The following is a 14,833-nucleotide window of genomic DNA, read 5'->3' on the forward strand; positions in this document are numbered from 1 at the left end:
CGTTGCACCGGCCTGCTGTTTATATGGGAAACTCTCTTTCATCCGAGGAAAGTCCCGGCCTTCGCCTGATCGCGGCCGGGATGTTTTGCACTTTCTCAGTGCGAAATTAATTTTCCTGAACCGAAAACAAGCAGGATTGACCGACCGTGACCACCGAGACCCCACCCCGCCTGCGCCTGGAGCAATACCTGGGCATGCAGATTCGCCGCGAGCGCCAGGCCCAGGAACTGAAACTGGCGGATGTGGCACGCATCGCCGGGATCAGCCAGGGCATGTTGAGCAAGATCGAGAACGCCCAGGTCTCCACCAGCCTGGATATCCTCAGCCGCTTGTGCGACGTGCTGGGCATGCCCATGTCCAAGCTGTTCAGCCAGTACGACCAGCCCGATGGCAGTGCGATCCTGGTCAAGGCTGGCGAGGGGATGGAGGTGGTGCGGCGCGGGACCGAGAAGGGACATACCTATCAACTGCTCAACCACACCCGCGGGCCGAAGAAGAACTTCGAGGCGTACATGGTGAGCATGGATGATGCGAGCGAGGAGTTTCCGACCTTCGCTCATCCGGGGACCGAGTTCCTGCATTTGCTGGAGGGCGAGTTGGTGTACCGGCATGGCAACCAGCTGTATCACATGCAGGCCGGGGACAGCCTGACCTTCGACGGGGATGTGCCCCATGGGCCGGAGAAGCTGGTGCAGGTGCCGATCAAGTTGTTGTCGATCATGAACTATGGGAATGACTGAACTTCTCTAGTGCCCTTCAGGGCCTCATCGCTGGCAAGCCAGCTCCCACAGGTTCAGCGGTGCATGCAATCCCTGTGGGAGCTGGCTTGCCAGCGATGAGGCCCTAAACCCCACCACAAAAATCCCCTGCCTTTCAGTTTCCTCCCAAGATAAAAATTTTCCCCACAGGCTAGACCTGCACCTTCCTTTCGCCTATAAAAGCGAAAAAGGAATATTTTATTCCCACCAATAAATAATTTTCACCGACAAAACCTCGCTTCACCGCTGAAATTTCCGCCTTGCGACCGCTGCCGCCACTTCATCCGAGGACCCGAAATGCATCACGCCACCAGCCACTACATCCTCAAGATCAGCTGTCCGGCCACCTCCGGCATCGTCGCGGCAGTCACTACCTACCTGGCGGAAAAAGGTTGCTACATCAGCGAGATGTCGCAGTTCGACGACGACACCAGCGGGCGCTTCTTCATGCGTGCGGTGTTCCGTTTCAACGACAACTACCAAGGCGACATCGACGAAGTCGAGCAAGGCTTCGACAGCGTGGCCCAGCGCCTCGACATGGACTGGAGCCTGCACGGCAGCACCCAGCCGATGCGCGTGCTGCTGATGGTCAGCAAGTACGATCACTGCCTGGCCGACCTGCTCTACCGCCACCACAAGGGCGAGATGGACATGCAGATCACCGCCATCGTCTCCAACCACCTCGACCTGCGGCCCATGGCCGAGCGCGAGGGCATCCGCTTCATCTACCTGCCCGTGACCAAGGACACCAAGTCGCAACAGGAAGCCGCCCTGCTGCAGATCGTCGAGGAAACCGGCACCGAACTGGTGGTCCTCGCCCGCTACATGCAGATCCTTTCCGATGACCTTTGCAAACAGCTTGCCGGCCGCGCCATCAATATCCACCACTCGTTCCTCCCCGGCTTCAAGGGCGCCAAGCCGTACCACCAGGCCTACGCCCGCGGCGTCAAGCTGATCGGCGCCACCGCCCACTACGTCACCTCCGACCTCGACGAAGGCCCGATCATCGAGCAGGAAGTGCAGCGCGTGGACCACGCCTACCTCGCCGACGACCTGGTGTCGGTCGGCCGCGATACCGAAACCGTGGCCCTGTCCAAGGCGGTGAAATACCACCTCGAGCACCGGGTATTCCTCAATGGCGACCGTACGGTGATCTTCCGGTGAATACTCCAGCCCCCATCAAGTTGATCGACGGCAAGGCCGCCGCCGCCCGCGTGATCGCGGAAGTGAAGACCCAGGTCGAAGACATGAAGGCCAAGGGCATCGCCCCGGCACTGACGGTGATCCTCGTCGGCCAGGACCCGGCCAGCCAGGTCTACGTGCGCAACAAGGTACTGCGCGCCGAGGAATGCGGCATTCGCTCCGAGGAACACCGGCTGCCGGCGGACACCAGCGAGGCCACCCTGCTCGCCCTGATCGGCGAACTGAACGCCGACGCCAGCGTCCATGGCATCCTCGTGCAACTGCCTTTGCCGGCCCATATCGATGAAACCCGCGTGCTCCAGGCCATCGACCCGCGCAAGGACGTCGACGGCTTCCACGCCGAGAACGTCGGCGGCCTCAGCCAGGGCCGCGACGTGCTCACCCCCTGCACCCCCGCCGGCTGCATGCGCCTGCTGGAAGACAGCATCCGCGACCTCAGCGGCAAGCACGCGGTGGTGATCGGCCGCTCGAACATCGTCGGCAAGCCCATGGCCGCCCTGCTGCTCAAGGCCCATTGCACGGTGACCGTGGTCCACTCGCGCAGCGCCAACCTGAAGGAACTGTGCCGCCAGGCGGATATCGTCGTCGCCGCCGTCGGCCGCCCGCGCCTGGTGGACGCCGACTGGCTCAAGCCCGGCGCGGTGGTGATCGATGTCGGCATCAACCGCATCACCGAGGGCGAGCGCTCGCGGCTGGTGGGTGACGTCGACTTCGACAGCGCCCTGCCCAAGGTCGCGGCCATTACCCCGGTACCCGGTGGCGTCGGCCCGATGACCATCGCCTTCCTGATGAAAAACACCCTGACCGCCGCACGCCTGCAGCAGGAGGCCCCATGCCCTTCAATCTCCTGAAATACGGCCTGAGTTCCGAGTACCCGGCGGAGGTCGACCTGCCGCCGCCGACCGAGCTGAAGTCTTCCTACGACGTGGTGATCATCGGCGCCGGCGGCCATGGCCTGGCCATCGCCTACTACCTGTCGAAGTACCACGGCATCACCAACGTCGCGGTGCTGGAGAAGTCCTACCTGGGTGGCGGCAACACCGCGCGCAACACCGCAGTGATCCGCTCCAACTACCTGACCAGCGAAGGCGTGCGCTTCTATATCGAGTCGGTGCGGATGTTCCAGGAGCTGTCCAACGAGTTCGACTTCAACATCATGTATTCCGAACGCGGCCAGCTGACCCTGGCCCACACCGACGCCACGGTGCGCGCCTTCCGCCAGCGTGCGGAAGTGAACAAGCATTTCGGCGGACGCACCGAGATGATCGACCGCCAGCAGATCCGCGAACTGGTGCCGAGCCTGAACCTCGACCCGGGCCATATCCCGGTGCTCGCCGGCCTCTGGCATATCGACGGCGCCACCGCCCGCCACGACGCCGTGGCCTGGGGCTACGCCAAGCAGGCGGCCAAGCGCGGGGTGGAAATCCACCAGCTCACCGAGGTCCAGGACCTGGTCATCGAGAACGGCCGCATCACCGCGGTGAAGACCAATCGCGGCACGGTGAAATGCGGTTGCGCGGTGCAGGCCATCGCCGGCGCCAGCTCGCTGATGCTGAAGAAAGCCGGGATCCGCGCACCGATCCACACCTACCCGTTGCAGGCCATGGTCACCCAGCCGTTCAAGCCGTTCCTCGATCCGCTGGTCAGTTCCTCCGCCCTGCACTGCTACGTGCAGCAGACCAGCCGCGGCGAGATCGTCTTCGGCGGCGGCTCCGACCCGTACCCGCTGTACAACACCCGTTCGACCCTGGACCTCAAGGAAAGCCTGCTGGCCCACGCCATCGAGATGTTCCCGTTCATGGCCAATGCCAAGCTGATGCGCCAGTGGGCCGGGATCACCGACATGACCCCGGACTACAGCCCGATCATGGGCCTGTCGCCGGTGAAAAATTACTACCTCGACGCCGGCTGGGGCACCTGGGGCTTCAAGGCCACGCCGATCTGCGGCAAGACCATGGCCGAGCTGGTCGCCAGCGGCGGCCGCGTGCCGGAGCTGATCAAGCCGTTCGCCCTGGAGCGCTTCAGCACCTTCCAGCAGGTCAACGAAATGGGCGCCACTGCGGCCAGCCACTAAGGGGAATGCCATGAAGATCATGAATTGCCCGCTCAACGGGCCGAGAAACATCAGCGAGTTCACCTACGGCGGCGAGTTCAAGGTGATGCCCGACCCGGCCACCTGCAGCGACGCCGAGTGGGCCGACTACGTGTTCAACAGCGACAACGAGGCCGGGGTGGTGCGCGAGTGGTGGATGCACAACGCCTCCAGCTACTGGTTCCTCGCCGAACGGCACACGGTCACCGACCAGATCATCCGCACCTTCGACGCGAAGGACGTGTTCAACCAGCGGGTCGAGTTCACGGCCCATGAGGAGGGTGTCGCATGAGCCGCCTGGCCGCCCCGATGGGCCTGCTGATCGACCGCGATCAGCCCCTGCGTTTCAGTTTCGACGGCACCGACTACCAGGGCTTCGCCGGCGACAGCATCGCCAGCGCCCTGCTCGCCAATGGCCGCTGGCTGCTGTCGCGCTCGTTCAAGTACCACCGCCCCCGTGGCCCGCTGACCATGGCCGGGCAGGATGCCAATACCCTGGTGCAACTGCCGGACGAGCCCAATGTGCTGGCCGACGCCCAGGGGCTGGCGGCCGGGATGACCGTCACCGGGCAGAACTTCAACGGCTCGCTGGACAGCGACCGCGACGCCTACCTCGGCAAGTTCTCGCGCTTCATGCCGGTGGGCTTCTACTACCGCTCGTTCTTCAAGCCCAAGGGCATGTGGAAGATCTGGGAGCCGCTGATTCGCAAGAAGGCGGGTCTTGGAGTGCTGGATCTGAACTTCAAGCCGCAGTACTACGACAAGGCTTATCTTTTTGTTGATGTGGCTGTGATCGGTGCGGGGCCGGCAGGTTTGAGCGCTGCGCTCACCGCCGCCAATGCCGGCGCGCGGGTGCTGCTGATCGAACAGCAGGCGGTGCTCGGCGGCTCGCTGACCTACGCCCGCTTCGACGCCGAAGGCCAGCGCGCCGATGCCCTGCGCCGCGAGTTGCTGAGTGCCGTGCAAGGCCACGCCAATATCCAGGTGCTGACCCAGGCCACCTGCAACGCCTGGTTCACCGACAACTACCTGCCGGTGATCCAGGGCAAGCGCATGTACAAGGTGCGGGCCAAACAATGCATCGTCGCCGCCGGGTCCTTCGACCAGCCGGTGGTGTTCCGCAACAACGACCTGCCGGGCGTGATGCTCGCCAGCGCCGCGCAACGCCTGATGAAGCTGTATGCGGTGAAGCCGGGCAAATGCGGCGTGGTGCTGACCGGCAACGATGACGGCTACCTCGCCGCGCTCGACCTGGCGGACCAGGGCGTGCAGGTCGTCGCGCTGGTGGACATGCGTGTGCAGCCCGCCGATGTGGCGCTGAAAGTGGCGCTGGAGAAGCGCGGGATTCCGGTGCACCTGGGCAGCACGGTGTACGAGGCGCAGCACGAGAAAGGCATGCGTCATGTCAGCGGCGTGGAAATTCGCCGCATCACCGCCCAAGGCCAGGTGGCCGAGCAGGGGCTGAGCCTGGCGTGCGACCTGCTGTGCATGTCGGCGGGCTATATGCCGGTCTATCAGTTGCTGTGCCAGGCCGGCGGCAAGCTGGCGTATGACGAACAGCGTGCGGAGTTCGCCATCAGCGGTCTGCCGGACGGACTGACAGTCGCCGGCTCGGTGAATGGTCGTCATCAACTGGACAACGTGCTGCTGGATGGCAGCCGGGTTGCCGCTGCCGCCGTGCAGGCGCTGGGTCTGGAGCCGGGCGTGGGCGCTGCCGAGTTCGCCGGCGAGGCGCGGGTCAACTTCGAATGGCCGATCTTCGCCCACCCGAAAGGCAAGGACTTCGTCGACTTCGACGAGGACCTGCAGGTGCGCGATATCGTCAACGCCACCCGCCATGGCTATCGCGATGTACAACTGGTCAAGCGCTTCTCCACCGTGGGCATGGGCCCGTCCCAAGGTCGTCATTCGGCGCTGCCGACGGCCCGGCTGGTGGCCCAGGCGACCAAGCGCAGCATCAGCGAGACCGGGGTGACCACGGCGCGGCCGCCGTTCGAGGCGGAGAAACTGGCGCATGTCGCCGGACGTGCCTTCGATCCGTATCGCCATACCGCCATGCACAGCCGCCATGTGGCTGCGGGTGCCAAGCTGATGCCTGCCGGTATCTGGCAGCGCCCCGCCTACTACGGCAAGCCGGGTGAGCGCGAGCGCTGCATGCAGGAGGAAGTGCGCCATGTGCGGGAGAAGGTCGGCCTGATCGACGTCTCCACCCTGGGCGGCCTCGACGTACGCGGCCCGGATGCCGCCGAACTGCTGGAGCGCATGTACACCATGCCGTTCAAGAAGCAGCCGGTGGGCCGGACCCGCTATGGCCTGATGACCAACGAGCATGGCGTGGTGATCGACGATGGCGTGATCGCCCGTCTGTCCGAGCGGCATTTCTACGTGACCGCCACCACCAGCGGCGTCGATCGCATCTACCAGCAGATGCTCAAGTGGAACGCACAATGGCGCCTGGATGTGGATATCGCCAACGTCACTGCGGCGCTGGCGGCGGTGAACGTGGCCGGCCCGTTGTCGCGCAAGGTGATGGAGAAGATCTGCAGCGATGTGGACCTGTCGGCGGAAGGCTTCCCTTATCTCGGCGTGCGGACCGGCAGCGTTTCGGGGATTCCGGCGCGCTTGATGCGTGTCGGTTTCGTCGGTGAGCTGGGCTATGAAATCCACGTGCCGGCCCGTCACGGCGGCAAGCTCTGGGATGTGCTGATGGAGGCCGGGGCCGAGTTCGGGATTCGTCCGTTCGGCGTGGAAAGCCAGCGCTTGCTGCGCCTGGAAAAAGGCCACGTGATCATCAGCCAGGACACCGATGGCATGACCCATCCGGGAGAGATCGACATGCAGTGGGCGATCGGCCGGAAGAAGCCGTTCTTCGTCGGCAAGCGCTCCATCGAGATCCTCGAGCGCCAGCCGCTCAAGCGCAAGCTGGTCGGCTTCAGCCTACCCAAGGGCAGTGCGCAGCCGCTGGAAGGCCACCTGGTGCTGAGCGGTGCGGATATCAGCGGCAACGTCACCTCCTGCGAATACTCCGCGACCCTCGGGCAGATCATTGGCTTGGCCTATGCCGGTGCCGATCAGGCGGAGCCTGGGATGCGCATTCCGATCCGCGTGGAGGGTGGTGAAATCGTCCAGGCCACCGTGGTGAAACTGCCGTTCTTCGATCCCGACAACCAGCGCCAGGAGCTCTGAGCCATGACCAGTCTCAATCCTATCGAGCGCTGCGCGCTCATCGACCTGACCGATCTGCCACGGGTGGGTTTCCGTGGCGTGGATGCCGCCGGGTGGCTGACGGCGCGAGGGTACTCGCTGCCATCGGCGGCCAATCAGGCTGTGGCCTGTGACGATGGAACCCTGGTGGCGCGGTTGTCGCAGACCGAGTATTTCCTGCTGGGCAGCCTGGCGGACCGGGGGCAGCGGATTGCCGCCGAAGAGGCTGGCTGGGTGTTGGGCGAGGAGCGCAATTACCTGCTGCCGCGCCAGGACAGCCATGCCTGGTTGCAGTTGTCCGGGAAACATGTGGCCGAGGTGATGGCGAAGATCTGCGGCGTGGACCTGCGCGCCGAGGCGTTCCCGGTGGGGAGCGTGGCGCAGACTTCGGTGGCGCGGTTGAACGTGATCGTGATCAATGCCGGGAGTGCGGAGCTGGCCAGGTTCTATCTGCTGTGTGATCGGGCTTCGGTAGCGTATTTCCAGGGTGCGGTGCTGGATGCCATGGGGGAGTTTGGTGGGGTGCCGGTGGACCTGGAGAACTTGCTCAGCTGATGTGTTGTTGAGCCCCCACAGGTTCGGCGGTACACGCGGATCCTGTGGGAGCTGGCTTGCCAGCGATGAGGCCCGCCCAGTCACCACAGGACTTCAACCATGACTGTAATAGAACCCATGGACTACCGAGTCCCCGCCCTCCAGCGCGGCCTCACCATCCTCGGCATGTTCAACGCCCGCCAGCGCAGCCTGAGTATGCAGGACATGGCCGAGCGCCTTGCAATCAGCCCCTCCGCCGTCTACCGCATCGTCCAGACGCTGGTGGACATGGGCTACCTGCGCAAGGCCGGGCGCAGCGATTTCGAGCTGGGCAGCCGGGTCATCTCCGACGGCTTCGCCTACCTCGCCAGCCGCGACATCGTCGAGGTGGCGATGCCCTATCTCAATGACCTGCGGGACCGGACTTCACTGTCGTGTCACCTGAGCATTCGCGAGCAGACCGACAGTCTCTACGTCTACCGCGCCTTCGCGCCGCAGCGGCTGACCGTCAATATTCCCATCGGCACGCGCCTGCCCTGCCATGGCACGGCCTTGGGCCGGGTGTTGCTGACGGGTTTGACCGAGGGCGCGTTGAGCCAGCTGTACCAGCATGTGCGGCTGGATGATTACCCGCCCCCGGCACCGCGCACCTTGCCGGAGTTGCAGCAATTGATTGCCGAGGACCGGGCACGGGGCTGGGTGCTGCATCGGTCGGATTACTCGACCGCGATCGCTGCCGGGATTCGCGATCACAGTGGGGCGATCACGGCGGCGATCAACCTGTCGGGGCCGGATGCGGTGATGGATACGGCGGTGGCGCAGGAGGCGTTTCTGCACGCGTTGCTGGGGGCGAGTCGGGAGATATCGGCGGCCTTGGGGTTTCGGGATTGAGGCGGAGGCTGGCGCAACAATCTGCCTCAATCTCCGACTAACTCGTAGGCAATTTCCCAAGCACACTTTTCCGGCTTTTCAGCCGTTGCGCTGTGGGGGAAGGGTTGCCTAGTCTTGGCGGGTCATTGATTTCCAGTGACCGGTTTTGACAGACCGTGCAAGTTGATTTCCTACCCGTACATAGCGGCAGACAGCCACTAGCGGGTTCCCACACTTGCCAGTCGGACATCATGAAGAAAAAAGACCTCGCCCTCCCCGACCTCACCACCACCTACACCGAATTCTGCTTTTGCGATGAAGGCGAAACCGCGCTGTTCGCCGTGCGTGATGGTGTGGAGATGAAGCATGCGCTCGAACAGCTCATGTCCCTCCTGCGCCTGGCTCATGAAAACAACTTTCAGGCCAGCGAGATCGCAGAGGGGCGGCTGGCGAAGATGGTGCTGGCGACGCAGCATGGTCTGGAAGCTTCGAAAGCTATCGTTGCGTCGCTCTTGAAGAGCATCGAACGGCAGGCGGTTTCGGGGTGATGCTGATGGCCCTATCGCTGGCAAGCCAGCTCCCACAGGGTCACTGCATGCCTTGAGTCATGTGCAGTACCTGTGGGAGCTGGCTTGCCAGCGATAGGGGCCGAGAGAACAACATCGAAACCAGCCATATGGCACCCCGGCAATCACCCCTTGCACCACTGCAATGTTCTTTCCCCCCTCACCCCGCTAGCCTAGGCCGCACACACGGACCCACCGGCAGGTATCGCCACCTCACCCGTTCGCGATTCACGCGTGCAGCCCTATAAAAAGTACAAAGGGACATCCATGACCAAGCAGCACTCCACGACAGCGGCCGCTGGCGATGATCAACTTCGCCGCGTGCTCGGCCTTCCGGCGCTGGTTTTCTTCGGGCTCGTCTACATGGTCCCGCTGACCATCTTCACCACCTACGGCATAGTCACCGAGACCACCGGTGGCCGCACCGCCGGGGCCTACCTGGTGACCCTGGCAGCGATGCTGTTCACCGCCGCGTCCTACGGGATCATGGTCAAGCGCTTCCCGGTGGCCGGCTCGGCCTATTCCTACACCAATATCGCCTTCGGCCCGAATGTCGGCTTCCTCGCCGGCTGGTCGCTGCTGCTGGATTACCTGTTCATCCCGATGATCAATTACCTGCTGATCGGGCTGTTCCTGAACATCGCCTTCCCCGCCGTGCCCGCCTGGGTCTTCGTGCTGGTGTGCATCGCCCTGGTGACCGTGCTCAACGTGATGGGCATCCGCTCGGTGGCCAAGGCCAGCAACCTGATCGTCGGGGCGCAGGTGATCTTTATCGTGTTGTTCATCGCGCTGTCTTGCCATTCGCTGGGCAACGGCCCGGTGGACTGGCTGGCGCCGCTGGTCGGCGATGGCAGCAAGCCGGGCTTCGATCCGTTGATGGCCGGCGCCGCCGTGCTGTGCCTGTCGTTCCTCGGTTTCGATGCGGTCTCCACCCTCGCCGAGGAAACCCGCGACGCGCGCCGTGACGTACCGCGGGCGATCATGCTGACCACCCTGGTCGCCGGAGCCCTGTTCACCCTGCTCGCCTACCTCAGCCAGCTGGCGATCCCGGGCAGCCATTTCGACAATGCCGACGCAGCCGCCAATGAAGTGATGCTGCAGATCGGCGGCCAGTTCCTCGCCAACTTCTTCACCGCCGCCTATGTCGCCGGCAGCCTGGGTTCGGCGCTGGCGTCGCAGGCTGCGGTATCGCGGATCATCTACAGCATGGGCCGCGACCGGCTGCTGCCGGAGCGCTTCTTCGGCACCCTGTCGGCGCGCTTCGGCACGCCGGTGAATGCCACCCTGCTGGTCTCTGCGGTTTCGCTGATCGCCCTGGTGATCAGCCTGGAAACCCTGGCCTCGCTGATCAGCTTCGGCGCGCTGGTGGCCTTCTCGGCGGTGAACATGGCGGTGCTGCGCACCCACCTGCTGGCCAAGGGGCGACCGAAGAACCTGCTGCTCCATGGCGTGGTGCCAATGGTGGGCCTGGCGTTGACCCTGTGGCTGTGGACCAGCCTGTCGAGCCTGACCCTGACCATCGGGCTGATCTGGTTCGCTATCGGTATCGCCTATCTGCTGGTGCTGACGGGTGGCTTCCGGCGTAACGTGAAAGTTGCCGACTTCTCCGAAGCCGGCTGAACCTCAGGTCCCGCGCGGCTTGGCCCGCGCGGTGGCTTCCGCTACCAGCGGATCATCCGGCCAGTAATGCTTCGGATACCGCCCCTTCAAATCCTTCTTCACCTCCGCATAAGTACTGCGCCAGAAGTTCGCCAGATCCTGCGTCACCTGCACCGGCCGCCGTGCCGGCGACAGCAGGTGCAACAGGACCTTCTGCCGACCCTGAGCGATACGCGGCGTATCCGCCAGCCCGAACAGCTCCTGCATGCGCACCGCCAGCACCGGCGGGTGCTCGCTGTAATCCACACGGATATTCGATCCCGACGGCACGCCGATATGCACCGGCGCCCATTCGTCCAGGCGCTGCGGCAGCGGCCAGGGCAGCAGGTTGCGCAGGATCGAGGAGAGATCGAGGTTGGCGAAGTGGCTGAGGCGTGTGACCTTGCCCAGGTAGGGTTGCAGCCAGTCGGGCAGGGTCGCCAGCAGGGCATCGTCGCTCAAGTCGGGCCATTCGCTGTCGCCGCCGTTGGCGAGATCAAGCTGACGCAGCAAGGCGACCCGCGCCTGCCACTGGCGCAGCTCCGGGGTCCACGGCAACAGCGCCAGCCCCTTGCGCCGGACCAGGTCGAGCAAGGCGCGGGCCCGGGCGTCGTCGTCCAGGCCGGTCAGCGGTTCGCGGCTGAGGACCAGTTCACCCACCTTGCGCTGGCGCTCGGCACGCAGGACATTTTCCTTTTCATCCCATTCAAGCTGCTCGACCACGCTGACCTGCTCGGCCAGCACCTCGTCGAACAACCCGGGATCGAGTTCGGCGGCGAGGTAGATTCGCTCCTCGCGCTGCCCCTGGCGGCTACCCAGGTCAGCCACCACCAGCCACGGTTCCTTCATCAGCGCATCGACCTCGCCAAACTGCGCGGCACGGCCGTTGGCCAGACGATATTCAGCACCACCGGCACGCCGCTGCTGGGCGACACGGTCGGGATAGGCCAGCGCCAGCAAGGCGCCGAGCCAGCGCGGATGCTCCGGATCGGCCACCGCCGCACCGGGCTTGCCCCGCAGATAACCACGGTACTGCCGCGCCAGTTGCCGGGCGCGCTGCACGCCGCCCTGGCTGCCGCGATTGGCCCGGGTCTCGCCGCTGAGCAGGCTCAGACGACTGTGCAAATCAGCACCCGCACCGCGCAGGATGTCACGCTCACCAAGCAAGGCGGCGACATCGCAAGCCATGGCGGTCAGACCAAGATCCTGGCCGCGCAACAGCAGGTGGGCGATACGCGGATGAGCCGGCAGCTCGGCCATCGCCTGTCCGTGGCTGGTGAGACGGTCATCGCTCAGGGCTCCCAAGCGACGCAACAGATCCTGCGCCTGGGCATAGGCCGCAGTTGGCGGCACATCCAGCCAGCTCAGTTGCTCAGGCGTCACACCCCAGCGATTCAACTGCAGGGCCAGCCCGGACAGATCGGCCTGGATGATTTCAGCGGTGCCATAAGCGGCGAGCTGCTCATGCTGCGCCTCGGACCACAGCCGGTAGCACACGCCCGGCTCCAGGCGCCCCGCCCGGCCGGCGCGCTGGGTGGCACTGGCGCGGGAAATCCGCTGGGTGTCGAGCCGGGTCATGCCGCTGCCCGGATCGAAACGCGGCACCCGCGCCAGCCCGGCGTCGATCACCACGCGCACGCCGTCGATGGTCAGGCTGGTCTCGGCGATATTGGTCGCCAGCACCACCTTGCGCGTGCCGACCGGCGCCGGCTCGATGGCGGCGCGCTGGGCGGACAGGTCGAGCTCGCCATGCAACGGGCAGAGCAGGATATCCGGGCGCTCGCCGAGGGCGTCCTGCAACGATTGATGCACCCGGCGAATCTCCGCCTGACCGGGCAGGAACACCAGCAGGCTGCCGCTTTCCTCGTCCAGCGCCTGCAACACGGTGTCGGTGACACGCGGCTCGATGTACTCGCCCGGCTGGAACGGTCGGCCCCAGCGCATCTGCACCGGGAACATGCGGCCCTGGCTGCTGATCACCGGAGCATCGTCGAGCAGCGCCGACAGGCGCTCGCCTTCGAGGGTGGCGGACATCAACAGGATCTTCAGCGGAGGTTCGTCGCGCAGCAGTTCGCGGCCATTGAGGCTGAGGGCCAGGGCGAGGTCGGCGTCGAGGCTGCGTTCGTGGAACTCGTCGAAGATCAGCAGGCCGACGCCGTCCAGCGCCGGATCATCCTGCAAGCGACGGGTGAGGATGCCTTCGGTGACCACCTCGATCCGCGTCCGCGGGCCGACCTTGCTGTCCAGGCGGATGCGGTAACCCACGGTTTCCCCGACCTTTTCCCCCAACACGCTGGCCAGTCGCTCGGCGGCGGCGCGGGCGGCGAGGCGGCGGGGTTCGAGCATGAGGATCGTCTGCCCGGCCAGCCACGGCTCGTGCAACAGCGCCAGCGGCACACGGGTGGTCTTGCCCGCGCCGGGCGGTGCTTCGAGCACGGCTTCGTGACGCGCCGCCAGGGCTTCGCGCAACGATGGCAGTACGGCATCAATCGGTAAGGAAATCATGGTAGCCCTCTAACAGAGGGGCGAGTATAACGGCGAACCCGGCCTGCCCTATCATGGTCTTATCCTCTGAAGCCGGCCTTTTGCCGGTATCGTTGCGGCTATCCTTGCGGAGATTTTCAATGCGTATTCCTTCCCGTGTCACTGGCGGCATCCTGGTCGCAACCCTGCTGACCCAGCTCACGGCCTGCGGCACCCTGTTCTATCCGGATCGTCGCGGCCAGATCGAAGGCAAGGTCGACCCGGTGATCGTCGCCCTCGACGCCGTCGGCATCCTCTTCTATGTCATTCCCGGGCTGATTGCCTTCGGTATCGACTTCGCCACCGGCGCGATCTACCTGCCGGGCGGCAGCACCGCGCAGGTGTCGCCGGAAAAACTCAACGAAGCCATCGGCGCCGACGGCAAGGTGGACAACAGCCGCCTGCAGGCCATCCTCGAAAGCGAACTGGGCCAGAACCTGCCGCTGAACGACCCGCGCCTGGTCCAGCACAAGGGCAGCCTGCAGCAACTGGCGATGTACGGCCTGGTGCCTGCTGCCTGACATGACGGCCACTTCCAGCGAACACGCGCGCCTGCTGCGCCTCGCCACCCGGGCCTCGCTCGCGGTGGCGTGCATCCTGATCGTCAGCAAGGCGATCGCCTGGTGGTTGAGCGGCTCGGTCAGTTTGCTGGCCGGGCTGACCGACTCGCTGCTGGATGGCGCGGCGTCGCTGCTCAATCTGCTGGCGGTGCGCTATGCGTTGCGGCCGGCGGATGAGGATCACCGTTACGGACATGGAAAGGCCGAGTCGCTGGCGGGGATGGCGCAGGCGTTGTTCATCGGGGTGAGCGCGGTGTTGATCGCGTTCCAGGCCTATGAGCGTTTGCAGGATCCGCAGCCCTTGGGCAATACCGGGCTTGGCGTGGCGGTGATGGTGTTGTCGCTGGTGCTGACCGTGGCGCTGCTGATGGTGCAGGGCCGGGTGATCCGCGAGACCGGGTCGACGGCGGTACGGGCCGACTCGCTGCACTACCGCTCGGACCTGTTGCTGAACGCCAGCATCCTGGTGGCGCTGTTGTTGGCAGCCTATGGCTGGCCGCAACTGGATGCGTTCTTCGGGCTGGGGATCGCGGTATACATCTTCTGGAGTGCGCTGACCATCGCCCGGGAGAGCTTTGCCACCTTGATGGATGAAGAGTTGCCGGCGGAGGTCAGCGAGCGGATGCTGGCGCTGGTTTGTGCGGTGCCCGGGGTGGTCGGGGCGCATGACCTGCGCACGCGGGTTTCGGGGAACCGGTGGTTCGTGCAGGTGCATCTGGAGTTGCCGGGGGAACTGCCGCTGACCAGGGCGCATGCGTTGTGTGTGGAGGCTTCGGCGGCGATCAGTCGGGAGTATCCGCGGGCTGAAGTGCTGGTGCATGCAGATCCGGTTTAGTGGGTGTTCTTTAGGGCCTCATCGCTGGCAAGCCAGCTCCCACAGGGTAC

General features: G+C 64.9%; 13 protein-coding genes. 12 read left to right on the top strand and 1 reads right to left on the bottom strand.

The window, feature by feature from the left end:
• The first annotated feature begins 146 nt into the window (after positions 1-146).
• The 10 genes from AC2CQI_RS16895 to AC2CQI_RS16940 all read left to right on the top strand — a co-directional run bounded on the left by AC2CQI_RS16895 (position 147) and on the right by AC2CQI_RS16940 (position 10,847).
• On the top strand, positions 147-740 hold the full coding sequence (locus AC2CQI_RS16895) for a helix-turn-helix domain-containing protein (protein ID WP_484577381.1): 594 nt from the start codon (positions 147-149) through the stop codon (positions 738-740).
• A gap of 315 nt (positions 741-1,055) precedes the next feature.
• Positions 1,056-1,922, top strand: coding sequence for a formyltetrahydrofolate deformylase (purU, locus tag AC2CQI_RS16900; RefSeq protein ID WP_484577382.1), 867 nt, complete (start codon positions 1,056-1,058; stop codon positions 1,920-1,922).
• On the top strand, positions 1,919-2,812 hold the full coding sequence (folD, locus tag AC2CQI_RS16905; protein ID WP_484577383.1) for a bifunctional methylenetetrahydrofolate dehydrogenase/methenyltetrahydrofolate cyclohydrolase FolD: 894 nt from the start codon (positions 1,919-1,921) through the stop codon (positions 2,810-2,812). The genes purU and folD overlap by 4 nt, the downstream gene beginning before the upstream one ends.
• Complete coding sequence (locus AC2CQI_RS16910) at positions 2,794-4,035, top strand: FAD-dependent oxidoreductase (protein ID WP_075802209.1); 1,242 nt, start codon at positions 2,794-2,796, stop codon at positions 4,033-4,035. Before folD ends, AC2CQI_RS16910 begins: the two co-directional genes overlap by 19 nt.
• Before the next feature lie 10 nt (positions 4,036-4,045).
• Positions 4,046-4,345 carry a sarcosine oxidase subunit delta gene (locus AC2CQI_RS16915; protein WP_484577384.1) on the top strand — a complete coding sequence of 100 codons (300 nt, stop codon included), beginning with the start codon at positions 4,046-4,048 and terminating at the stop codon, positions 4,343-4,345.
• Complete coding sequence (locus AC2CQI_RS16920; RefSeq protein ID WP_484577385.1) at positions 4,342-7,239, top strand: FAD-dependent oxidoreductase; 2,898 nt, start codon at positions 4,342-4,344, stop codon at positions 7,237-7,239. Before AC2CQI_RS16915 ends, AC2CQI_RS16920 begins: the two co-directional genes overlap by 4 nt.
• Before the next feature lie 3 nt (positions 7,240-7,242).
• The gene (locus AC2CQI_RS16925; protein WP_484577386.1) at positions 7,243-7,812 is read left to right on the top strand and encodes a sarcosine oxidase subunit gamma; all 570 of its coding nucleotides are present in this window, start codon (positions 7,243-7,245) and stop codon (positions 7,810-7,812) included.
• 99 nt (positions 7,813-7,911) lie between these two features.
• Positions 7,912-8,682 (top strand): IclR family transcriptional regulator, encoded by a 771-nt coding sequence (locus AC2CQI_RS16930; protein WP_484577387.1) that lies wholly within the window; start codon positions 7,912-7,914, stop codon positions 8,680-8,682.
• Positions 8,683-8,912: 230 nt separating this feature from the next.
• Positions 8,913-9,209: a DUF3077 domain-containing protein gene (locus AC2CQI_RS16935; RefSeq protein ID WP_075802214.1), complete on the top strand. Its 297-nt coding sequence runs from the start codon at positions 8,913-8,915 to the stop codon at positions 9,207-9,209.
• A gap of 285 nt (positions 9,210-9,494) precedes the next feature.
• Positions 9,495-10,847 carry an APC family permease gene (locus AC2CQI_RS16940; RefSeq protein WP_484577388.1) on the top strand — a complete coding sequence of 451 codons (1,353 nt, stop codon included), beginning with the start codon at positions 9,495-9,497 and terminating at the stop codon, positions 10,845-10,847.
• A 3-nt stretch (positions 10,848-10,850) separates the two neighbouring features.
• On the opposite strand, the gene hrpB is transcribed toward AC2CQI_RS16940, so the two are convergent.
• Positions 10,851-13,370, bottom strand: coding sequence for an ATP-dependent helicase HrpB (gene hrpB / locus AC2CQI_RS16945; RefSeq protein WP_484577389.1), 2,520 nt, complete (start codon positions 13,368-13,370; stop codon positions 10,851-10,853).
• A 119-nt stretch (positions 13,371-13,489) separates the two neighbouring features.
• Here hrpB and AC2CQI_RS16950 point away from each other — a divergent pair, with 119 nt between their 5' ends.
• Together AC2CQI_RS16950 and AC2CQI_RS16955 are read left to right on the top strand one after the other, a co-directional pair.
• Positions 13,490-13,909, top strand: coding sequence for a polyribonucleotide nucleotidyltransferase (locus AC2CQI_RS16950; protein ID WP_484577390.1), 420 nt, complete (start codon positions 13,490-13,492; stop codon positions 13,907-13,909).
• Between the two features lies 1 nt (position 13,910).
• A complete protein-coding gene (locus AC2CQI_RS16955; protein WP_484577391.1) occupies positions 13,911-14,783 on the top strand; it encodes a cation diffusion facilitator family transporter in 873 nt (290 codons plus the stop codon).
• The last annotated feature ends 50 nt before the right edge of the window (positions 14,784-14,833 follow it).

Source organism: Pseudomonas sp. P2S-1 (genome assembly GCF_057197725.1).

Bases quoted from the DNA above. Each gene is read 5' to 3' on its own strand.
- AC2CQI_RS16950 (WP_484577390.1), top strand. From the start codon at position 13,490: ATGCGTATTCCTTCCCGTGTCACTGGCGGCATCCTGGTCGCAACCCTG.
- hrpB (WP_484577389.1), bottom strand. From the start codon at position 13,370: ATGATTTCCTTACCGATTGATGCCGTACTGCCATCGTTGCGCGAAGCC.
- AC2CQI_RS16925 (WP_484577386.1), top strand. From the start codon at position 7,243: ATGACCAGTCTCAATCCTATCGAGCGCTGCGCGCTCATCGACCTGACC.
- purU (WP_484577382.1), top strand. From the start codon at position 1,056: ATGCATCACGCCACCAGCCACTACATCCTCAAGATCAGCTGTCCGGCC.
- AC2CQI_RS16910 (WP_075802209.1), top strand. From the start codon at position 2,794: ATGCCCTTCAATCTCCTGAAATACGGCCTGAGTTCCGAGTACCCGGCG.
- AC2CQI_RS16920 (WP_484577385.1), top strand. From the start codon at position 4,342: ATGAGCCGCCTGGCCGCCCCGATGGGCCTGCTGATCGACCGCGATCAG.
- AC2CQI_RS16915 (WP_484577384.1), top strand. From the start codon at position 4,046: ATGAAGATCATGAATTGCCCGCTCAACGGGCCGAGAAACATCAGCGAG.
- AC2CQI_RS16940 (WP_484577388.1), top strand. From the start codon at position 9,495: ATGACCAAGCAGCACTCCACGACAGCGGCCGCTGGCGATGATCAACTT.
- AC2CQI_RS16955 (WP_484577391.1), top strand. From the start codon at position 13,911: ATGACGGCCACTTCCAGCGAACACGCGCGCCTGCTGCGCCTCGCCACC.
- AC2CQI_RS16930 (WP_484577387.1), top strand. From the start codon at position 7,912: ATGACTGTAATAGAACCCATGGACTACCGAGTCCCCGCCCTCCAGCGC.
- AC2CQI_RS16935 (WP_075802214.1), top strand. From the start codon at position 8,913: ATGAAGAAAAAAGACCTCGCCCTCCCCGACCTCACCACCACCTACACC.